Raw genomic sequence first — 21,493 nt, 5'->3', positions numbered from 1 at the left:
AACCAGCCCGAAGGATAGGCGATGACCAGCACCCTCGCGCGCTCCGCCGCGAAAACCCCGCGCCGCGCGTGGCTCGGCCTGGCTGTGCTGCTGCTCCCGGTGCTGCTCGTGTCGATGGACATGTCCGTGCTCTATCTGGCCATGCCCACGCTCACCGAGCACCTGGATCCGTCCGCGGCACAACAGCTCTGGATTCTCGACATCTACGGCTTCATGATCGCCGGACTGCTCATCACCATGGGCAACCTGGGCGACCGGATCGGCCGTCGCAATATTCTCCTCGCGGGCGCGACCGTCTTCGGAATCGCTTCCGTGCTGGCCGCTTTCGCACCCAATGCCGCGGTGCTGATCGCGGCGCGTGCGCTCATGGGCGTCGGCGGCGCGACACTGCTGCCGTCCAGCCTGGCGCTCATCTCGACCATGTTCCCCGAGGCACGGGCGCGCGCGAGCGCCATTGCCATCTGGACCGCGTTCTTCGCGGGCGGGTCGGCGGTCGGGCCGATCATCGGCGGCGTTCTGCTGCACCACTTCTGGTGGGGTTCGGTATTCCTGATCAATACGCCGGTGCTGCTGGTATTGCTGGCCTTCGGGCCGCTGCTGCTGCCGGAGCATCGGGCGACCGCGCTCGGACGACTGGATCTGATCAGCGTGGGGCTGTCGATCGGCGGCATTCTGCCGATCGTGTACGCCATCAAGCACTTCGCGGCCGAAGGCTTCGACCTGCCGGTCATCGGGATCGCGGTGATCGGTGTGCTGGCGTTGGTCGTCTTCATTCGGCGGCAGACGCATCTGGACGAGCCGCTGCTGGATCTGAGCCTGTTCAAGCGGGGACTGTTCTCGGTCGCCATCGGCTCGAGCACCATCGGCATGCTGGCGCTGGCCGGGATGAGCTATTTGACCAGTACGTACTTGCAGTCGGTGACCGGACGTGACGCCTTGCAGGCGGCGCTGCTGGGCATTCCGATGGCCATCATGGTGTTCGTCTGCTCCATCGGCGGCGCGCGGATCGGGCGGCGGCTGGGTACCAAGGCCACCTTCGTGCTGGCGCTGACCCTGGCCTCGATCGGCCTGCTCATGATGCTCGGCGTGGGTGTGGACGGCGGAATCGGCTGGTATGTGGCCGGATCCGTGGTCTCGGGCGCGGGCTTCGGCATGGTGTTCACGCTGGTGTCGGAGGTCGCGGTGTCCTCGGTGCCGGCGGAGCGGGCCGGTTCCGCGGTCGGTATTTCCGAGACCAGCTTCGAGCTCGGCAATGGGCTGGGGCTGGCGCTGCTGGGTTCGCTTGCGGCGCTGGTGTTCCGGTCGGGCGGGGACTTCTCGGCGACGCTGGGCGAGACCATCGTCAAGGCCGGTGGGGATTCGGCGCTGATCGATTCCGCGCGCTCGGCGTTCGTGGACGGCATGCATGTGGCGATCACCGCGGGTGCGGTATTGCTGGCGATCATGGCGGTGGTCGCCGCGGTGGTGAAGACCGGTCCGGCGGCGAAAGCCGATGCCGCCGAGGCCGATCGGGTGCACTGATCGGTCAGTGACCGAAGAGGGTGGTCACGATGTCGGCGGCGGCCTTGTTCATCGGCATGACTACCTTCAGGTAGATCCAGCGGATCGGGCGGGCCACCACGGCCTGCCAGCTCGCGGCGAACACCTTCAGAATCGGGTGTAGGACAGTCCGATAGAAGAATCGGCAGGGGGCCACCACCAGGACGCCGACCACGGCGGTGGCCACCTTCCAACCGAAGTACAGCGCTGCGCCGAGTACACACAGGATCGGCCAGATGATCCAGCGGAACACGACGTACAGCGGGCGGATGAGCAGCCATTCGGCGAGGAACAGCAGCGTCAGCGCGATCGCCTTGCCGACGGGTGCCAGAATCCAGCGCATGATCCACTTGCCGACCGGCTCGAGCACTCGGCGGAACAGCCAGACCAGTGCGGGATGCAGCATTCGCCGCCACAACCATTCCTCTACCGCGCGCTTCAGCGGGCGTAGGAAGAAGTCCAGCAGAAATGCGCCCAGCGGAGTGAGAACCATGCCCCACAGCAGCTGCTGGATGAGCAGGCCCCAGAGGTAATCCTTCACCAAAGCCCATGCGGGACGGGCGATCCAGTGCCAAGCCAGTTCGGCGACCGGCTTCAGAAGATTGTCGAAAATATAGCCGAGAACGTTGATCGTGACGCGAACGGTGAGCTTGCAGACCTCCCACAGCAGCCGCAGTGGAATGAACACCAGTACCGCGATGGCTCGGGCGAGCCAGCCCGCGATCGTGACGCGCTCCGGCGTGCGTTCTTCAGGCGTTCGTGCCGATTGTTCCGGCGTCTGTATCGCCATGAATTGAAATCCTTCCCCCGGGTTCGCCTCCCAATTCTGTCGAATGAAAGTGCCGACCGCCCTGGGTATTTCCACTCAGCCGCCCTGTCGGCCGGTTTTGCCCGATACAGTCGAATCGTGGGTGAGAATTCCGGGGCCAATGGAACGAATTCGGGCGAGTCGAGCGGGCGGCCCTTCGCCGAACGCGTGGCGACCAGGCTTTTCTATCCGACCTCCCGGCCGAGCGAGCGCGCCCTGCGGGAGGCGGTGGCCGGGCGCGTGGTGCTGGTGACCGGGGCCTCACACGGCATCGGCAAACAGGCGGCCAAGAAACTGGCCGCGGCCGGGGGCATCGTGCTGCTGGTGGCGCGGACCGTGGAGGATCTCGAACAGGTGGCCGGGGAGATTCGCGAGGCGGGCGGGACGGCGCACGTCTATCAGGCCGATCTCACCGACATGGCCGCCGTGGAGGAATTGGGCCGCGCATTGCTCTCCGAGCACGGGCATGTGGATGTGGTGATCAATAATGCGGGCAAGTCGATTCGGCGTTCGATCGACGACTCCTATGACCGCTTCCACGATTTCACCCGCACCATCGATATCAATTACCTCGGCCCGGTGCGGCTGCTGCTCACCCTGCTCCCCGGTATGCGCGAACAGCGACGCGGGCACATCGTGAACATCTCCACCTGGGGATTGCGCATGCCGCCCGCACCGCGCTGGTCGGCCTACGGTGCCTCGAAGGCGGCCTTCGACACCTGGTTGCGGACCGTGGCGACCGAGATCGCCGCCGACGGCCTCACCACCACCTCGATCTATATGCCGCTGGTGCACACCCGCATGAGCGCGCCCACGGATTTCAGCAATATCCCCGGACTCACCGCGGAGGAGGCGGCCGACCTGGTCTGCCATGCGGTGGTCTCGCGGCCGCGCGAGATCTCGCCGTGGTGGACCGGCCCGGTGCAGGCCTGGACCGATCTGACCCGGGGCGCGGCCCAGCGTTTCATGGAGCGTGGCTTCCGCCGCTGACCGTCAATGCGTGTCCGGGGCGAGCACGACTTTTCCTGTGGTGCCACGGTTTTCGAGCGCATGATGAGCTGCCGCGGCCTGTGCGAGCGGGAAGCGATGGATGGCCGGGCGCAGTCGGCCCGAGGCGGCCTCGGCGAGCGCGCGATCCTCCAGGGCGCGAATACCGCCGGCGCGCTCGAGCATCTTCGGGCCCAGCACATTCTGCGAAGTGATGCCGCGCTCGCCGAGTTCCTCCGGGGTGATGTCCACCGGCCCACTGGCCCAGCCGAAAACCACCCACTGTCCACCCTTGGCGAGTAGATCGACGGCCGTGCGGGCAGTTTCACCGCCGACGCCATCGAAGAGCACGGTGGCGGGGCGATCTCCGTATGTGTCCCGAACCCGGTCGGGCCAATCCGGCCGCAGGTAATCGACCGCGAGGTCGGCGCCATTGCCCGCGACGAGGTCCGTCTTCTCCGGCCCGCCGGCCAGCCCGATGACGGTGGCTCCCGCATTCTTCAGATATTGCACCAGCAGCGTTCCGATCCCGCCTCCGGCCGCGGTGATGATGGCCACGGTATTGGCGTCGATCTCGGTGAATTGCAGTATTCCCATGGTGGTTCGCCCGGTGCCGATCATCGCGACCGCGGTATCGAAGTCCAATCCGGCCGGAATCTCTTGCAGCCGTTCCACTTCGGTCACCGCCAGTTCGGCGTATCCGCCGGGCGCCTGCCCCAGATGCGTCACTACGGACCGGCCCAACCAGCTTTCGCTCACTTCGGGTCCGACCCGATCCACCGTCCCCGCCACCTCTCGCCCGGGAATGGTGGGCAGCTCCGGTACTGGAATCGGCCCATACGCCTCCCCACTCCGAATCGAGGTATCGATGAGATGCACTCCCGCCGAGGCGACCGCGATCCGCACCTGCCCCCGCCCCGGCACGGGGTCGGCGACGCTCTCGTAACGCAGATTCTCGGCGGGCCCGAATGCATGAAGCCGAACAGCGTGCACGGTGACTCCTCAGGGTGTGATCTCTCGATTCCCACCCTGCAACCTCGACCGGGGTTCAGGTCAAGTGGCCGAATCCGCGCCGCCTACGATCAACGAATGCTCGCCACGCTCCTCACCCTCGCCGATTCCAGGCTGCCTATCGGCGGTCATGTTCATTCCGGCGGCGTAGAGGAAGCGGTCACCTCGGGTCTCCTTCGAGACGTGCCCACGGTCGAGCTGTACTTGCGCCGACGTATCCGGACCTCCGGCTTGGTGGCGGCATCGCTGGCCGCGGCGGTGTGCGCGGGCACCGTCGATCCGGCCCGAGCAGAACTCGAGGCCGACGCCCGTACGCCGTCCCCGGCGGCCCGCACGGCCTCCCGCGCACAGGGGCGCGGCCTGCTGCGTCTCGCGAAACAGGTATGGCCGCAGGCGGATTGGTCCTCGCTCGGGAACCGGCCGCACCTTTCGACGGTGTTCGGTGTGGTCGGTGCGGCTTCGGGGTCCGCTCCGGAGGACATTGCCGGAGTCCTCGTCTACACCACCATGACCGGTGCGGCCACCGCCGCCCAGCGGCTGCTGGCCTTGGACCCGGCAGCCATTGCCGCCTGCACCATCCGGCTGGCCGAGGTCTGTGATCACACAGCTCGCCAGGCGACGAAAGGCCTGGCGGCCCTGTCCGATCCGCTACAGGACGTCCTGGCGGAACGGCACGTCGACCGCGACATGCCGCTCTTCGCTTCGTAGTGCCGCCGGGAACCTGCTATTTCGCTGAGGCGAGGCGTTTTTCGGCGTAGGTGCGGCTCCGCTCGGGGTCGCCGGTGACGAGGGTGACGATGTCGGCCAAGGTGGCGATGCGTCCGCCGCCGCCCCAGGTGCCGTCGGGGATTTCGGTGGGGAAGACCCAGACTCGGTTGGGGTCGCGCTCATAGCGGCCTTCTTCCGCGTCGAGTACCGCCTCCGTGACCGCGGCGACGATCGCCTGGCGGCGTTCGGGGTCGAATTGGCCCTGGGGGACCGAGGCGACGATGCGGTAGCGGGGGAGGTCGGCCGGGGCTCCGGCGACGAAGACCGCGGCGGGGCGGTGGAGGAAGACCCAGGCGATGGAGCGGGCTCGGGGGTTGTTCGGGTCCGCGCCTTCGTGTTCGAGGAGCAGGTCGGTCAGGGTCGCGATGAGCTGTTTTTCGGCGGCCTCTGTCAGTGCGCCTTCTGGGATGAATGCGTCGAGCATCGGCATGGTGTGCCTCCGGTTCGGGATTCTGGGTTGTGATTCGCAACCCAGGATTCCGACGGTACGGGGCTGGGTAGCGAAAATCAACCCAGGGTTTAGGATGGTTGGCATGAGCGTGGACTTGAACCGGGGCGCATTCAGTGCCGACAACTGTTCGGTGGCTCGAACGCTGGCCGTGGTGGGGGAGAAGTGGACCATGCTGGTGCTTCGCGAAGCGTTCTACGGGGTACGGCGATTCAGTGAGATCCAGGCGAATCTGGGGATCGCGCGGAATCTGCTGACCGATCGGCTGGGCACGCTGGTAGAGCATGGGATTCTCGATCGGGAGACGTATCAGGAGCCGAATTCGCGTGCGCGGCAGGAGTATCGACTCACACCGAAGGGGCACGACCTGTTTCCGGCATTGATCGCGCTACTTCAGTGGGGTGATACCTACCTGGCCGACCCGGCCGGACCGGCGGTCACCGTCGAGCACAATGACTGCGGGAGTGCGGTTCACGTGGAATTACGGTGTGCGCACGGGCATGGACCGCTCACCGTCCGGGACGTGCATCCGGTTCCGGGACCCGGCGCGCTACCGAGTGGCGCAGCAGGGTCGCCGCCGCGGCGATCAGCGTGATGCCGTAGACGATGACGTAGTCGTTCATGAGGATCGGTGCGATCGACCACCAGGGCGGGTACAGGAACAGGCCGATCGAGACCCACTCCTCGTTCCAGTGGTAGCTCCAGGCGGCGACTCCGACCGACAGCGCGATCGCGATCAGCCACCAGAGCGGCCGGGTCAGGGCCCGGTGAACGAGGTAGACGAGCAGCGGGACGAACCAGACCCAGTGGTGGCCCCACGAAAACGGGGAGATGGCGCAGGCGGTGAGGCCGGTGAGGGTTGCGGCCAGCAGGCGTTCGCCGCGGTCGTAGAGGACCTTGGCGGTCAGCGAACCCGCGACGGCCGCGGCACCGGCAATGAGCAGCCACAACCAGGTCGGAGGCGTGTGGCCCATCTGATGGGCGATGGCACCGCGCAGGGATTGATTGGCCGGGTGGGTGTCGGGGGCGATGCGGTCGGAGTCGGTGAAGGTCGAGAACCAGTACTGATTCGAGTCGGTCGGAAGCAGAATCCAGGCGACCGCGATCGAACCCAGGAAGGTCAGCACCGCGGTTGTCGCGGAACGCCATTGGCGCATCACCAGGAACTGGATGATGAAATAGCCAGGGACGAGCTTGATTCCGGCGGCGATCCCGACGCCGATGCCGCGCAACCGATCTCCGTCATTGCGCGAGAAATCCCAGAGCACGAGCAACATGAGCATGAGGTTGATCTGCCCGTAGTACAACGTCGTTCGCACTGGCTCGAGGAATACACAACTGAGTGCCAGCAGTGCGCTGATCACATTCAATCGCGTACTCGCCCGGTAGCCGAGCATGCGCCAGGACAGTCGGACGCAGGTGAACAGCACCAGCAGATTCGCGAAGAGCCAGACGTCGGTCACGTAGGACCACGGCACCAGCACGCTCGGTATGAAGACCAGCGTCGAGAACGGCGTATAGGTGTACAGCAGCTCGCGAATCGTCGGCTCGGTATACAACGGCCGATGATGCAGAATCCGCGACGCCCCATCTCGGTACACGTGCGCGTCGAGCCCGCCGACCAGGAACCCGGCCTTGTCCAACCAGGGGTCAACGGTGCTGAACAGCAACACCACCGCCACTATGGCGCTCGTCACCAAGACGAAAATCGTTGCGCGCGAGCGCGGAACCTCCAACGCTCGCCCCTCAGACACAAACACTTACATTAGCTAACTATCAGTGATCGGGCATAGCCTTCGGCCCGAGTTGTGCGGTGGCGCTCACCACAGCGGGGTGGGTAACACCGGGTTTACACGGGTCGGCCAGGATGAAGGACGGAAAGGAGCACATTACTTATGCCACCTCACCTCATCGACGGGGAACCGCACGACCACAGTCATGATCGGCCCAAGCGGGAGCGGACGGCGGGGGAGCCGTTTCGGATCGGCGTGGGCGGGCCGGTCGGATCGGGGAAGACCGCGCTGGTGGCGGCGCTGTGCCGGCAGCTGCGGGATGAGCTGTCGCTGGCGGTGCTGACCAATGACATCTACACCACCGAGGATGCCGATTTTTTGAGGCGGCACGCGGTGTTGGCGGATGAGCGGATCACCGCGGTGCAGACCGGCGGATGCCCGCATACCGCTATTCGGGATGACATCACCGCCAATCTGGATGCCATCGACGATCTGGTGGAGGCGAATCCGCCGCTGGATCTGATCCTGGTCGAATCCGGCGGCGACAATCTGACCGCGACCTTCTCCTCGGGCCTGATCGACGCGCAGATCTTCGTGGTCGATGTGGCCGGTGGCGACAAGGTGCCGCGCAAGGGCGGGCCGGGCGTCACCTGGTCGGATCTGCTGGTGATCAACAAGACCGATCTCGCGCCCATGGTCGGCGCGGATCTGTCTGTGATGGACCGGGATTCGTCCAAGGTGCGCGAGGGCCGCCCGTTCGTCTTCACCTCGCTGACCGAGGATCCGGCCGCCACTCCCGTACTGAATTGGGTGCGTGAGCAGCTGCGGATCGCCGCCGAACATGATGCGGCAGCGGGCGTTGCGCACTCGCACTGAGGTTCTCGGTGCGTACTGAGCTGCGGATCACTGCGACCGCCGGGACGCTACCGCAGATTCATGCGGTCGGCGGCCTGGCGGCGCGGCGCACCGGGGTCGATACGGTGCATTTCATCGGCACGGCCGCAACACCATTGGGCGGCGATGTGCTGGATATCGTCGTGACGGTCGGCCGGGGTGCACGACTGCTGGTGCGCTCGGTCGCGGCGACCATTGCGCTGCCGGGGCGCGAGACGCTGAAGTCGGTGGCGCACTGGCGTTTCGAGGTCTCGGAGGGCGGTGAGCTGGATTTCGATCCGGAGCCGACCGTCGTGGCCGGTGGTGCGGAGCATGAGACGCTCACCACGGTCAGACTGGAAGCGGGTGCGCGCCTGCGGCTTCGGGAGCGGGTGCAGATCGGGCGCACCGGCGAGGACCACGGCTACTGGAGCGGTGAGCTGAACGCCGATATCGGTGATGTGCCGCTGCTGCGGCATCGCCTGGATCTGGGCGCGGACGCGGTAACCGATGATGTGCTCGCGGGTCCGCGTGCGCTGGAAAGCATTCTGACGTTTCCGGATGATCGACCGGCCGACACCGGCGGCATGGATGCGGCGCTGCTGCCGCTCGCGGCGGGTGGTGCGCTGTTCACGCGTACCGCGGCCATGCTGCGCGTCTGAGATTTTCACTGTCGAGCTGAGACTTCTTACGCGTCTGGGACATTCGCCCTGAGACATTCACGAAACGGCGGGAACCGGACCTCACCCCCGGTTCCCGCCGCGCGCGTCACTGCTGTGCCGAGCAGTGCTGTGAAACAAATTGCGGTGAAACACATTGCGATGCTGTGAATCTTGTAGTGCTGTGAATCTTGAAGTGAAAAGTGCTGCCGTCGGGCGAAATCAGTCGCCGACGACGCGGGGCGGTGCGTTGAAGCTGTTCACCGCGCCGATCACGCCACCCACCACGGCACCGGCCATGGCTGCGGGGACGGTGATCATGGCGGCTCCTGCCGCAGCGCCGAGCACCGGACCGGCCACCAGGCCGACCGGGAAGAGCGGGAGCCCGACGACCAAACCTGCGGCCGCGCCGACGGCTGCCCCGGTGACCGCGAACGGCATGGCCGAGGAGGCCCCTGCCAATGCGCCCATGGCCGCGGTGCCGACGGTTTGTCCGGCAATGCGGTCGGAACGGCTGCGCTCCATGCCGATCGAATCGAGGAAGGTTGCGAGATTCGCCTCGAATGTAGCGGCACTGTCATTGATCTGGATCGCCTGTTCACTATCGATCCAGTTCGGTGCGTCGACCTGTACGTCGCCGAACCGGAACTTGCCGGGCGGCGGTGCGATCGGCGGCACGGCGGGCACCGAGACCGGCGCGTGCAGCACGCCGACCGGGGCCAGATAGCTCTTGTCCGGGATCGAACGCGACCACTGGATGGAGCTGTGGGTATCGCTGGGGATATGCAAGCCCTCGTACGGATTCACATTCGGTGAGTCCGCTGCCGGCCACTGCGCCTTGGGTGCGTCGTCGTGAGCCGCCACAGCATTCGGCTGTGTGGGTGCGGCATTGGCGGCGCCGGATCCGACGATCGCCAAGACTAGCGGTACGGCGCCCGCCGCAACCACATTGCCGACCTTGTTGCGATGTGGGTTGAGGGCTCGGTGCTTACCTGCGGCCATGCAGGACCTTTCTTCCGGGGAATATCGACGCCCGACATTCGGACCCGTCGGTCAACTGGATTGGTGCGAAATCGCATGCGCGAAGAACATCCCTTTTGCTGAAAGATAGCCACTCACTCCAGGATTCATGCAAAAGGGCCGGAATCCCTGATCAGGAATTCCGGCCCCGGACAAATCGGCAATCACTCTGCCGTTGCTGCACCGATGGACTCGTCCACCGAGGTTGCCGCCTCGACCGGTGCGCCCGGCGTGGCCGGAGCCATGACGCCGTTCACCGCGCCGACCACCGCACCGATGCCGCCGCCGATGGTGGCGGCGGGAATCGCGATGAGGGTGACGGCGGCGGTCGCGCCCACCGCCGGGCCGAAGACCCACCCGGCCGGAGCGAACGGCGTGCCCGCCATCGCGCCGATGAAGCCGCCCATGAGCCCACCGGCGACCTCGAGCGGTGCGGCCACGCCGACACCCACGGCCGCGCCGACGGCCGCGGTGCCGACGGTCGTGGCGGCAATGCGATCCGAGCGGCTCGGCTCGAACCCGGCCGAGTCGAGCGTGCGGGCCAGATCGGCCTCCGCGCCCGCGGCCAAGGCGTTCACCGTGGCGGCCTGATCGGCGGTGAGCCAGGCCGGAATATCGACCTGGGTGTCGCCGAAGCGCAGCTTGCCCTCGGGTGCCGCGATGGGCGCGACATCGGGGACCAGCATGGGATTGGGCTGGTGCAGGCTGTCCACGTCGACCGCCGCCAAGGGCGCGTTCGGGATGTCCCGGACGCCGGTCGACGAATTACGGCCTACCCGAACGACTGTCGGGGCCGCGTCGACGAGTGGGTCGGCCGCCCCCGAGGTTTCGGAGGTTTCGGCGGCGGCGTCGGTCTCGGCCGCGGTGGCGGCGAGGTAGTTCTTCACCCCGTCCGTCATGGTCGGCGGCACCGGTATGACGATCTGGCCGAACGGTGAGTCGACGACCACGCCCGGCTGGGCGCCCTCCACCGTGGGCTGGTTGTCCACCGAGGCGGGTTGGGTGTCTTCGGCGGTAACCGGTTCCGCCACCGCGGTTCCGGCGCTGACCAGCGCGGCGGCCAGCGGCAGTGCGCCCGCTACGGCCAGGGAACCAATGCGCCGGCGCAGCGGCGAAATCTGATCAACCGGTTGGCGTTTGCCCATGGATGACCTTCCTTACGAATGTCGACAGATGTCGAACATTCGGATCCGGCTGGTGTGCCGGATTGGTCGGATCATCGCCCGGTCGAAGTGAGGGTGAGTGAGCCCGCTGTCTCAGGCGGACTCGGCCGCCTTGGCGTTCGCCACGGATTTGCCGTTCTCCGAGGGGGTTTCGCCGCCGATCTGTTTGTGCAGGGCGCGCGCCTCGTCCGGATCGTCGAGCGCCTCCAGGGCGAGCCGCGCGAAGACCCACTGCTCGGTGGCGGCCATCTGCCCGCGGTGCCGTCCGAGGAAGGAGGTGGCCCACTCCAGCACGGTGACGAACCGGCTGCGGAAACCGACCAGGTAGTACAGGTGCAGCGCCAGCCAGGCCAGCCAGGCGATGAAGCCGCTGAACTCCAGCTTGCCAATCTGACACACCGCGTTGAACCGCGACACGGTGGCCATGGAGCCCTTGTCGAAGTACTTGAAGGGCTTGCGCTCCTCCGGCTTCTGACCGTGCTCCAGCTCGGCCTTGATGGCCTTGGCCGCGTAGGTGCCGCCCTGGATCGCGCCCTGCGCCTGTCCGGGCACGCCCGGCACCGACATGAGGTCGCCGACCACGAAGACGTTCGGGTAGCCCTTGATGGTGAGGTCGGGCTCCACCACGACGCGCCCGGCGCGGTCGGTCTCGGTGCCCTTGGAGTGGTCGGCGAGGATCTTGCCGAGCTCGCTGGCCTGCACGCCGGCCGACCACACCTTGCAGGCGGATTCGATGCGGCGCTCGGAGCCGTCCTTGTCCTTCACGGTCACGCCGCGCGCGTCGACATTGGTGACGATGGCGTTGAGCTGAATCTCCACGCCCATCTTCTCGAGCCGCTTGTGCGCCTTGGCACCGAGCTTGGGGCCCATCGGCGCGAGCACCGCGCCCGCGCCCTCGACGAGAATGACGCGCGCGTCGCGGGTGTCGATATTGCGGAAGGTGCCGTCCAGGGTGCGGTCGGCGAGTTCGGCGATCTGCCCGGCCAATTCGACGCCGGTGGGGCCCGCGCCGACCACGACGAAGGTCATGAACCGCTCGCGGGTCTCCTCATCGGTGGCCAGTTCGGCCTCTTCGAAGGAGCCGAGAATGCGCGCGCGTAGCTCGAGCGCGTCGTCGATGGTCTTCATGCCCGGCGCGTAGGTGGCGAAGTGGTCGTTGCCGAAGTAGGACTGCTGCGCACCGGCCGCCACGATGACGCTGTCGAACGGGGTGACGGTGTCCTGGTTGAGCAGGCGGGAGGTGACGGTGCCGTTCGCTACGTCGATGTCATTGACCTCGCCCATGATGACCCGCACGTTCTTCTGCTTGCGCAGTACGATGCGGGTGGCGGGCGCGATCTCGCCGACGGACAGGATGCCGGTCGCCACCTGGTAGAGCAGTGGCTGGAACAGGTGCGTGGAGGTCTTGGAGACGAGGGTGATGTCGACGTCGGCCTTGCGCAGGTGCTTGCACGCGAAGAGTCCACCGAAACCGGACCCGATCACGACCACGCGGTGGCGCTGCTCGACGGATTTATCGGCGTTCATCTAAGTTCCTGCTCCTGCCAGACGGTGAAACCACGACACTTCACGCCCAACGGTAGTACCTCGTGAGGCAAGACGACCAATCAGGACCAATCGGAAACGTGGCCGTCACGACAGCATTTCCAAAATACAATATGGGCAGCTGTTCAGGGAGGAATGCCGTGGTCACGCTGGCAGGTCGCATCCTCCCCTATCGTCACACCGTCGTGCGTGATCTTGGTCAGCGTCCCGCGAAGAGCAGTTTGGCCACCTGGGTGGTGGTTTCGGAGCCGTCGGCGTAACCGCCCTGATCACCCTGTTCGGTCATGATGGCGAGGGTGTAGCGCTCGCCCGGACCGGCGAAGCCGACCGAGTTGACGACCCAGCCGCCCTGCTCATCGGACCAGCCGTTCTTGAGACCGGGGTTCATGGCCGCGCCCGCGCCCCAGACGCCCCAGTGCTGATTGGTGTCGACTCGGCGCATGCGGTCCACCAGGTAGGCGCGGTCGTCCGGATGCATGCTGGTCAGGACATTGTCCATGAGCCGGTCCAGATCGGCCGGGGTGCACTGCTGGAAGCCCCAGTCCGGGAACAGCTTGATCTGCTCGATGGCGGCGGTGGGTGGCAGCGGGACCAGGCTCGTCATGCCATTGGCGCGGAAGGCGTTGTTGTAGGTCATCCGGTCGATGCCCGCGTACTTGTTCCAGAGGATGTCCGCGGCATGGTCGTTGGAGGTTGCCAACATGGATTCGAGCAGGTTGCGGTCGCCGCCGTCGAGGTTGATCGCGCCGACCCTGGCCCGGTTCAGCAGATCCTCGGCGATCGCCAATTTGATGGTGGAGGCGGTCCAGAACATGGTGTCCGCGTTGTCATTCCGATAAATGCCGCCGGTGACGCGGTCGCGCATCACATAACCGGTGACACCGGGGCGGGTACGCAGATAGTTGTCGACCGCGGTGATTCGACTGCTCATATCGCAGTCGAAACCGGGCAGACAGCCCTGAGTGTGCACCGGGATCGCACCGGCGACGGGGACAAGGAGCGGGGCGGCCGGAATCAGAGCAGCGGCGGCGAGAACGCAAGCGGAAGCGGCCACGCGGGAGGACCGGGCCATCGGAGAACGCACGCCCGAAACAATAGACATCACAATGACCGATATGCACGTCTTGAGGTCAGTGGGCGTGTGTGTTATCGAATCGACGCTGTCGCAGTCGGATTCGCAGGCCCCGGGCATTCAACGGAATGCGGCGGTGAGTTCCTCGAGCGTGCGCCCATTGAGGCGGTAGCAGTGCGCGAATGCCTCGGTGTGGCGATCCTTGGGCCAGGCATGTAGGACGACGGTGCGGCCGTAGTGTCGCGAATTGACGAGCTCCCAGCGGTCTCCCACCCGGCGGACCGTGAACCCGGTGCGGGGTACCAGGGGAATCACCGACGCAGACATGAACTCGGACCAGCCTTTCCTACCGAACTACCGACCTCCCCGAAAGGCACTGTCGCATACCACACTCGAATTTCAGGCCAACGCGCCCTAGCTAATCATGGGCGTGTGGCGGGTGTCACCCGGCGAGCCTAAGCGCTTGGTGTTTGCATGTCGTTCGCCAACTGTATAAACACAGCTCGTGCACATTCATCGGGCCGAGCGTGCGGACACGCTCGCCGACGCGCTGGCCGAGCTGCTCGCGGTTCCGCCGGCCGATCCGTTCACCCCGGAAGTGGTCGCGGTGCCGGCCAAGGGGATCGAACGCTGGGTCAATCAGCGCATGGCGGCGGTGCTCGGCGCGGGCCCGCACGGCGACGGGATCTCGGCGAATATCGACTTCGCGGATCCGGCCGGATTGGTGGCCGCCGTGCTGGCCGAGGCGACCGGTATGGACCCGGACGAGGATCCGTGGGCTCCCGAGCGGTTGGTGTGGACGCTGCTGCCGGTGCTCGACGAGGTGCTCGGTGAACCGTGGTGTGCGGTGCTGGCGCGGCATCTCGGGAATGGGGATGGCGGCGGGTATCGGGTGGGGCGGCGGTATGCGACGGCGGCGCGGATCGCGTTTCTGTTCGATAGTTATGCGGCGCAACGGCCTGCCCTGATTACAGACTGGGCGGCCGGTGAGGACACCGATGGGGTCGGTGGCGCGCTGCCCGAGGATTTGTTGTGGCAGCCCCTGTTGTGGCGGCGGTTGCGCGCGGCGGTGGGGGTGCCCAGTCCGGCCGAGCGATTGGTGGCCGCGTGTGAGCGGTTGCGGTCCGAACCCTCGGTGGTGTCGCTGCCGGAACGGATTTCGCTGTTCGGAGTGACTCGGTTGACGACCGACCAGTTGGAGGTGTTGTCGGCGCTGTCCATCGGGCGTCAGGTGCACCTGTGGCTGGCGCATCCGAGCCCGGCGCTGTGGACCAAGCTGGCCGATGCCGAGGTGATACCGAATTCCGGTGTGCGGGTGCGGCATCCGCTGCTGTCGGCGCTGGGGCGGGATGTGCGGGAGTTGCAACAGCGGTTGTCGGGGTACGACCACATCGATACGTATCACCCGCGGCCGGAGGCGGCGGGGCCGCGCACGCTGCTGTCGGAATTGCAGGCCGCCATTCGGCAGGACCGCTGGTCTCTCATGCCGGAACCGGCGCTCGCCGATGGCAGTATCACCGTGCACTCGTGTCATGGGCCCTCGCGGCAGGTGGAGGTGCTGCGCGACGCCCTGCTCGGATTGTTCGCGGCGGACCCGACTCTGGAGCCGCGCGATGTGATCGTCATGTGCCCGGATGTGGAGAGCTACGCGCCGCTGGTGCGGGCGGCATTCGGGCAGTGGTCGCTGGACGGGGCCGAGCCGGGGCATCCCGCGCACGGGCTGCGGGTGCGGCTGGCCGATCGCGCCCAGCGGGCGATCAATCCACTGCTGGATGTGGTCGGGACGCTGCTGGAGCTGGCCGACGGGCGGGTGACCGCCACCGAGGTGCTGGATCTGTGTGCGGCGGAACCGGTTCGGATGCGCTGCGGATTCGACGAGGACGATATCGAGCGGTTGCGGGACTGGGCGGCCGAGACCGGGGCGCGCTGGGGGATCGGGCAGCGGCAGCGACAAGCCTTCGGGCTCGGGGACTTCGCGCAGAACACGGTGAACGCGGCCGTCGATCGGATTCTGCTGGGGGTGGCGGCGGGCGAATCCACCGAGGACTGGCTCGATCTCGTGCTGCCACTCGATGATGTCGACTCCAATGACATCGATCTGGCCGGGCGGTTCGCCGAATTCGTGGATCGGCTGGCGGTATGCCTGCGGGACCTGCGGGGGCCGACGCTGGAGGAACCGGCGGGGACGGCCCGGCCCGCCTCCGAGTGGGCCGCCGTGCTGGGGCGGGCATTGGATCTGCTGACCGAGGTGTCCGGCAAGGATGGCTGGATGGGGGTGCAGGCGCGGCGGGAGCTGGCCGGTGCGCTCGAGCATGCCGGGCCGGTTCCCTTGCGGCTCAGCGATATTGCCGCGCTGCTGGCGGTGCGACTGTCCGGGCGGCCGTCACGGGCGAACTTCCGGACCGGGGAGCTGACGGTGTGCACCATGGTGCCCATGCGGTCGGTGCCGCATCGGGTGGTGGTGCTGCTCGGGCTCGATGATGAGGTGTTCCCGCGCTCGGGCGGGGTGGATGGCGATGATGTGCTGGCGCGGCATCGCTGCCCGGGCGATCGCGATCCGCGCAGTGAGGATCGGCAGCTGCTCCTCGATGCCATCATGGCGGCCGGGGAACGACTCGTCTTGCTGCACACCGGATCCGATCCGGTGAGCGGTGCGCATCGGCCGCCCGCCATTCCGCTGGCCGAGCTGCTGGATACCGTGCGCGCGCATGTCGGTGCGGACGCGATGGATCAGGTGATCACGCGACATCCCTTGCAGCCCTTCGACCGTCGCAATTTCCGGGCCGACAAGCCGTTCAGCTTCGACGGTGTCGCGCTGGCCGGTGCCTTGGCCGCGAGCAAGCCGCCCGTGCCGCGGCCGGTGTTCCTCACGGCTCCGCTGGCAAGTGTGGAACGCGGGGATGTCGAGCTGGCCGAGCTGGTGGCCTTCGTCGAGCATCCGGTGCGCGCATTCCTGTGGCAGCGCTTGGGTATTCGCGTGCCCGAGGACAATGAGGAGATCGCCGATCGCCTGCCCATCGAGCTCGACGGGCTCACCAAATGGGGCATGGGCGAGCGCATGCTGAATTCCCGCCTCAACGGCGTGGATCCGAATGCGCTGCGGGCGGCCGAATGGCGTCGCGGGTCGCTGCCGCCCTTCGGCCTCGGCGCGGCCGTGCTGGACGAGGTGGAGGGCACCGTCGACAGCCTGGTCCGTGTGGCCCAGCCGCTGCACGAGATACCCTCCCGCACAGTCGATATCGCCGTCGATCTCGGCGACGGACGGCGCCTCACCGGCACCGTCCCCGATGTGCACGATGACGCCCTGCTCCGCACCACCTACTCCCGCCTGGCCCCCAAACACCGCATGGCCGCGTGGGTGCGCCTGCTCGCCCTGGCCGCGTGCGGTGATCACCAGAGCTGGCGCGCCATCACCATCGGCCGCGGCAAAATGCGCCGCCCCACCTGGCAATCCACCCTCACCGCCCCCAATGCGCCCCTGGCCCGCACCCTCCTGCGCGACCTGGTGGCCCTGCGCGACGAGGGCCTCACCGAACCCCTCCCCATCGCCTCCGCGGCCTCGGCCACCTATGCCGAACGCCGCTGCCAGGGCGCCACCCCCGAAGACGCCCTCCTGGCCGCGGAACAGGAATTCGATGGCGGCAAGGACGGCCCCGGTCGCTACGGTGAACACACCGACCGCTACCTCCGCTACGTCCTGGGCCCCACCCCCCGCTTCCACCAACTCACCGAATCATCCGCCCCCACCGCCCTGGGCGTCGCCCCCGAACCCACTCGCTTCGGTGAACTGGCGCGCCGCCTCTGGAATCCCTTGCTCACCAACGAGAATCAGAGCCAGCCGTGACCACGGCAAGGAGGAACCACCTGTCCGGCAAAGAATTCGGGAGCCGCTCATGACCGACGACCTGTTCTCGATCACCGACCCGGACCTCGCCCCCACCCCCACCCGCTCTCGCCGCCGCAGCGACACCACGCCCGGCGATAGCCGCCCCCGCCACGACCCGCCCCCGGCGGAGGACACCGAACTGTTCACCCTGGCAGACGAACTCGCCGTTACCACGCCCGAGCCCGCGGCCCCGCCCGAGGTGACCGGTTCGGAGCCGCTCGCCTCCGCCGGTGCCGAAGTGATCGAGACGGCACGGATGACCGGCCTGATCGAGGATGCGGACGCATACCGGGGAGCGCCGGGCGAGACCGGCAGAAGTGGTCTCACGGTCCCACCGACCACCGAGCCGTGGGCTGGAGAATTGGACGGAAATGTCGGCAGGCGTGAGGATTCCGCGGATGTCGTGACGGATTTGTTCGGGATGACGGCGGCTGCGCCGGGGCTTGGGCCCGAGCGCGGCGATGATGTTGTGGTGCGGGAGAGCGGTGTGCGGGCCGGGGAATCGGTCGAGGGTGAGGTTGATCTGTTCGGGTTCGGGGCTACGGGAGTGGGCGAGGACTTGGGTGAGGTGGCTGGGGATCGGTTCGAGTTGACCGGGGCTTTGCCGGTGGGGACCACGGTGCTCGAGGCCAGTGCCGGGACCGGGAAGACGTATGCGATTGTGGGGCTGGCGGTTCGGTTTGTGGCCGAGGCCGGGGTGGATGTTTCGGAACTGCTGCTGGTGACGTTCAGCCGGGCCGCTACGCAGGAGTTGCGGGAACGGACTCGGGATCGGTTTGTGGGGGTGGCGGCGGCGCTGGCGGATCCGGAGCGGGCGCGGACCGAGGGGGATGAGCTGGTTCGGCATTTGGCGCAGGCCAATCCGAGTGAGGTGGCGGCGCGGCGGGAGCGGTTGCTGGCTGCGTTGTCGGATTTCGATGCGGGGACTATTGCTACTACGCATAGTTTTTGCCAGCGGATGTTGGATGAGCTGGGGTTGGCGGGGGAGCAGGATCCGGGTGTTCGGCTGGTGGAAGGCATCGAGGATGTGGTGTCCACGGTGGCGGATGACCTGTACTTGAGTCGGTATTCGCGGGTGCCCGCGCCGTTCAGTCCGGCGGAGGCACAGCGGCTGGCCACCGCGGCGGTGGGGGATCGGCATGCGGTGCTGGTGCCCGAGGCCGAGGGGGACGACGATCCGGCGGGGGAGCGGGTGGCGTTCGCGGATGCGGCGCGGACGGAAACCGCTCGGCGTAAACGGCTTTCGGGGCTCCGGGACTTCGATGATCTGTTGGTGCTGTTGCATGAGGTGCTGGCCGATCCGGAGCATGGGCCGCAGGCCTGCCGTCGTATTCGGGAGCGGTTCCGGGTGGCGCTGGTGGATGAATTCCAGGACACCGATCCCTTGCAGTGGGACATTCTGCGGCGCGCCTTCCATGGCCACGCGACGCTGGTGCTGGTCGGTGACCCGAAACAGGCGATCTATGCCTTCCGTGGCGCGGAGGTGCTGAGTTACCTGGACGCGGTGGCGCATGCCGACAACAAACGGGAGCTGACCACCAACCGGCGCAGTGATGCCGGGCTGCTGGCCGCGCTCGAGCATGTGCAGGGTGGTGCGGCCTTGGGGCACAAGGAGATCACCGTGCACAAGGTGGCGGCGACGCGGCCGTTCACGCGGCTGTCCGGCGCACCGGAGCGCGTGATTCCCTTGCGGCTGCGGTGTTTTCCGCGCACCGGTGCCGGACCGCTCAATAAGTCCGGGTATCCGACGGTCGGTCGGCAGCGGGAGCGGGTGGCCGTGGATGTGGCCGCCGATATTGTGGCGCTGCTCGAATCCGGTGTGCGCATCGATGCCGGGACCCCGCGCGAACGGGCGATCGGGCCCGGCGATATCGCGGTGCTGGTGCGAAATCGCAATCAGCTGGACATGATTCGTAAGGAGCTGGAGTCCGCCGGGGTGGCCTCGGTGCTCGCGGGCGGTGCCAGCGTGTTCGGCACACCCGCCGCGGCGGAATGGCTGTGGGTGCTGCATGCGCTCGAACAGCCGCACCGCGCGGACCGGGTGCGATTGGCGGCCGGGACCGCATTGCTCGGGCTGAGCGCGACGGATATCGATTCCGGCGGAGCGGATCTGGTGGGGCGGCTCAGCGCGGAACTGCGGGATTCGGCGCGGCTGTTCGCGCGGGCCGGATTCGCCGCCGTCTTCGAGAAGATGAGCGCCGAAACGAAATTGGCTCCGCGCATGCTTGCCCTGGAAGGCGGCGAACGGCGGCTCACCGACCTGCGCCACATCGCTCAACTGCTGGATGATGCCGCGCTGAAGGAAGGCCTCGGCCTGACCGCGCTGACCCGCTGGCTCGCGGATCGCGTGCGCGATCCCGCGTCAGGGAGCGTCGCGGGCCGCAGCCGCCGCTTGGATCGTGATGCCGCGGCGGTGCAGATCGCCACCGTGCACGCCAGCAAGGGCCTCGAATTCCCGGTCGTCTACCTGCCTTTCGCTTGGGATGCCGCCAAGCTCCGCAACCCCCCGACCCTGCTGTTCCACGATGAGCAGGGCCGCCGCGTGCTGGATGTGGGCGGGGCGGAAGCGCCCGGCTACAACGGCCGCCGCATGCGCTCTGAGGCCGAGGAGCAGGCCGAGGAATTGCGCCTGCTCTATGTCGCGCTGACCCGTGCCGGGGCTCAGGTCGTCGCCTGGTGGGCACCCGCCTTCGACACCCAGACCGCACCCCTGCATCGCATGATCCTGGGCCGCGAGCCCGGCAGCCCCGCCGTGGCGGACAAGGTGCCGGTCCCCGCGGATTCGATGGTCCTGGAACGTATCTCGGAGTGGGCATCCACCGCCGAACCCGGCGTGATCGCCATCGAGCCGGTCCGCGAAACCACTCGCGCCCGCCTGCATCGCGATGCCACCACCGCCACCACCGAAGACCTGGCCGTGGCCCGCTTCGACCGCAAACTCGACCAGGATTGGCGGCGCACCTCCTACTCCGCGCTGACAGCCGGAGCCCACGACGCCATGCCCGCGGGCGAACCCCCCGACGGCGGCGGCGTCTCCGACGAACCCACCACACCCACGGCGCTCACCGATGATGCCGATGCCTTCGCAGGCGCGGCCCCCTCGCTCATGAACACCCTCCCGTACGGTGCGGAGTTCGGCACCCTGGTGCACGAGGTCCTGGAATACGTGGACACCGACGCCCCCGACCTCGCCGCCGAAATCCGCACCCGCACAGCTCATGCCGTAGCCGAGCAAATGTTCGACGCCGACCCCGAGGTGCTCTCCGCGGCCCTGCTCGCGGTCATGCACACCCCCATAGGTTTCGGCACCCTCGCCGAAATCTCCGCCAAGGACCGCCTGAGCGAGCTCGACTTCGAACTCCCCCTCGCGGGCGGCGACACCCCCGCGGCCATCCGAGTCACGGTCCCCCGCATAGCCGACCTGCTCCGCCGCCACCTCCCCGCGGACGACGTCTTCGCCCCCTACGCCGACCAACTCGCCCACCTCGACGCCACCCCCTTGCGCGGCTACCTCACCGGCTCCATCGACGCCGTTCTCCGCACCAAGGACCAGCGTTTCGTCGTAGTCGACTACAAGACCAACCGCCTCGGCACCGGCGACCTCACCGTCGCCCACTACACCCACCCCCGCATGGCCGCCGAAATGATGCGCTCCCACTACCCCCTCCAAGCCATTCTGTATTCGGTTGCCCTGCACCGCTTCCTCCGCTGGCGCCTCCCCACCTACAACCCCGCAACCCACCTCGGCGGCATCCGCTACCTCTTCGTCCGAGGCATGATCGGCCCCCAAACCCCCGACGGCTGCGGCGTCTTCGACTGGTACCCACCCCCGGGCCTGGTGGAGGACCTCTCCCTCCTCCTGGCAGGCGACCCCGTCGGCACACCAGAGGCGGCAACCCAATGACCCCACCCAAGTTCGCACGCGATGCCTGGCCGACCCACAAGCCCGAGGCCGCATCGGCGGTGGTGGTGCAAGTCGCC

At 67.3% G+C, this 21,493-nt stretch carries 17 protein-coding genes; 8 read left to right on the top strand and 9 right to left on the bottom strand.

Features of this window, described 5'->3' with window-relative positions:
• Nucleotides 1–21: 21 nt before the first annotated feature.
• The gene (locus AB0N05_RS26860) at nt 22–1,521 is read left to right on the top strand and encodes an MFS transporter (protein WP_364698664.1); all 1,500 of its coding nucleotides are present in this window, start codon (nt 22–24) and stop codon (nt 1,519–1,521) included.
• Between the two features lie 4 nt (nt 1,522–1,525).
• On the opposite strand, the gene AB0N05_RS26855 is transcribed toward AB0N05_RS26860, so the two are convergent.
• On the bottom strand, nt 1,526–2,329 hold the full coding sequence (locus AB0N05_RS26855; RefSeq protein WP_364698662.1) for a hypothetical protein: 804 nt from the start codon (nt 2,327–2,329) through the stop codon (nt 1,526–1,528).
• Nucleotides 2,330–2,446: 117 nt separating this feature from the next.
• Here AB0N05_RS26855 and AB0N05_RS26850 point away from each other — a divergent pair, with 117 nt between their 5' ends.
• Complete coding sequence (locus AB0N05_RS26850; protein WP_364698660.1) at nt 2,447–3,337, top strand: SDR family NAD(P)-dependent oxidoreductase; 891 nt, start codon at nt 2,447–2,449, stop codon at nt 3,335–3,337.
• Nucleotides 3,338–3,340: 3 nt separating this feature from the next.
• On the opposite strand, the gene AB0N05_RS26845 is transcribed toward AB0N05_RS26850, so the two are convergent.
• The gene (locus tag AB0N05_RS26845) at nt 3,341–4,327 is read right to left on the bottom strand and encodes a zinc-binding dehydrogenase (RefSeq protein ID WP_364698658.1); all 987 of its coding nucleotides are present in this window, start codon (nt 4,325–4,327) and stop codon (nt 3,341–3,343) included.
• Between the two features lie 96 nt (nt 4,328–4,423).
• Here AB0N05_RS26845 and AB0N05_RS26840 point away from each other — a divergent pair, with 96 nt between their 5' ends.
• Nucleotides 4,424–5,053: an urease accessory UreF family protein gene (locus AB0N05_RS26840; RefSeq protein ID WP_364698656.1), complete on the top strand. Its 630-nt coding sequence runs from the start codon at nt 4,424–4,426 to the stop codon at nt 5,051–5,053.
• A gap of 16 nt (nt 5,054–5,069) precedes the next feature.
• Here the strand turns inward: AB0N05_RS26840 and AB0N05_RS26835 are convergent, their stop codons facing one another.
• The gene (locus AB0N05_RS26835) at nt 5,070–5,543 is read right to left on the bottom strand and encodes a hypothetical protein (RefSeq protein ID WP_364698654.1); all 474 of its coding nucleotides are present in this window, start codon (nt 5,541–5,543) and stop codon (nt 5,070–5,072) included.
• Nucleotides 5,544–5,646: 103 nt separating this feature from the next.
• Here AB0N05_RS26835 and AB0N05_RS26830 point away from each other — a divergent pair, with 103 nt between their 5' ends.
• Nucleotides 5,647–6,156: a helix-turn-helix domain-containing protein gene (locus tag AB0N05_RS26830; RefSeq protein WP_364698652.1), complete on the top strand. Its 510-nt coding sequence runs from the start codon at nt 5,647–5,649 to the stop codon at nt 6,154–6,156.
• Here the strand turns inward: AB0N05_RS26830 and AB0N05_RS26825 are convergent.
• Nucleotides 6,071–7,258, bottom strand: coding sequence for a glycosyltransferase 87 family protein (locus AB0N05_RS26825; protein WP_364698650.1), 1,188 nt, complete (start codon nt 7,256–7,258; stop codon nt 6,071–6,073). The genes AB0N05_RS26830 and AB0N05_RS26825 overlap by 86 nt on opposite strands.
• A gap of 198 nt (nt 7,259–7,456) precedes the next feature.
• Between AB0N05_RS26825 and ureG the strand changes: the two genes are divergently transcribed.
• Entirely contained in the window at nt 7,457–8,170 is a 714-nt protein-coding gene (ureG, locus tag AB0N05_RS26820) for an urease accessory protein UreG (RefSeq protein ID WP_364698648.1), read from the top strand.
• 8 nt (nt 8,171–8,178) lie between these two features.
• Nucleotides 8,179–8,829 (top strand): urease accessory protein UreD, encoded by a 651-nt coding sequence (locus AB0N05_RS26815; RefSeq protein WP_364698646.1) that lies wholly within the window; start codon nt 8,179–8,181, stop codon nt 8,827–8,829.
• Between the two features lie 219 nt (nt 8,830–9,048).
• Here the strand turns inward: AB0N05_RS26815 and AB0N05_RS26810 are convergent, their stop codons facing one another.
• The 5 genes from AB0N05_RS26810 to AB0N05_RS26790 all read right to left on the bottom strand — a co-directional run bounded on the left by AB0N05_RS26810 (nt 9,049) and on the right by AB0N05_RS26790 (nt 13,953).
• Nucleotides 9,049–9,828 (bottom strand): hypothetical protein, encoded by a 780-nt coding sequence (locus AB0N05_RS26810; protein ID WP_364698644.1) that lies wholly within the window; start codon nt 9,826–9,828, stop codon nt 9,049–9,051.
• A 182-nt stretch (nt 9,829–10,010) separates the two neighbouring features.
• Nucleotides 10,011–10,991, bottom strand: a complete 981-nt coding sequence (locus tag AB0N05_RS26805; RefSeq protein WP_364698642.1) for a hypothetical protein — start codon at nt 10,989–10,991, stop codon at nt 10,011–10,013.
• A gap of 111 nt (nt 10,992–11,102) precedes the next feature.
• Nucleotides 11,103–12,536 (bottom strand): NAD(P)/FAD-dependent oxidoreductase, encoded by a 1,434-nt coding sequence (locus tag AB0N05_RS26800; protein WP_364698640.1) that lies wholly within the window; start codon nt 12,534–12,536, stop codon nt 11,103–11,105.
• Nucleotides 12,537–12,753: 217 nt separating this feature from the next.
• A complete protein-coding gene (locus tag AB0N05_RS26795) occupies nt 12,754–13,626 on the bottom strand; it encodes a tat pathway signal sequence (protein WP_364699113.1) in 873 nt (290 codons plus the stop codon).
• A 120-nt stretch (nt 13,627–13,746) separates the two neighbouring features.
• Complete coding sequence (locus AB0N05_RS26790) at nt 13,747–13,953, bottom strand: hypothetical protein (RefSeq protein WP_364698638.1); 207 nt, start codon at nt 13,951–13,953, stop codon at nt 13,747–13,749.
• Nucleotides 13,954–14,131: 178 nt separating this feature from the next.
• Between AB0N05_RS26790 and recC the strand changes: the two genes are divergently transcribed.
• Complete coding sequence (gene recC, locus AB0N05_RS26785) at nt 14,132–17,470, top strand: exodeoxyribonuclease V subunit gamma (protein ID WP_364698636.1); 3,339 nt, start codon at nt 14,132–14,134, stop codon at nt 17,468–17,470.
• A gap of 610 nt (nt 17,471–18,080) precedes the next feature.
• Nucleotides 18,081–21,416 carry a UvrD-helicase domain-containing protein gene (locus tag AB0N05_RS26780; RefSeq protein WP_364699111.1) on the top strand — a complete coding sequence of 1,112 codons (3,336 nt, stop codon included), beginning with the start codon at nt 18,081–18,083 and terminating at the stop codon, nt 21,414–21,416.
• The last annotated feature ends 77 nt before the right edge of the window (nt 21,417–21,493 follow it).

Source organism: Nocardia sp. NPDC051030, assembly GCF_040683015.1.
In the GTDB taxonomy this organism is placed as follows: domain Bacteria; phylum Actinomycetota; class Actinomycetes; order Mycobacteriales; family Mycobacteriaceae; genus Nocardia.
Note: the sequence above shows the minus strand (reverse complement) of the source record. Positions and strands in the feature narration are given on the sequence as shown.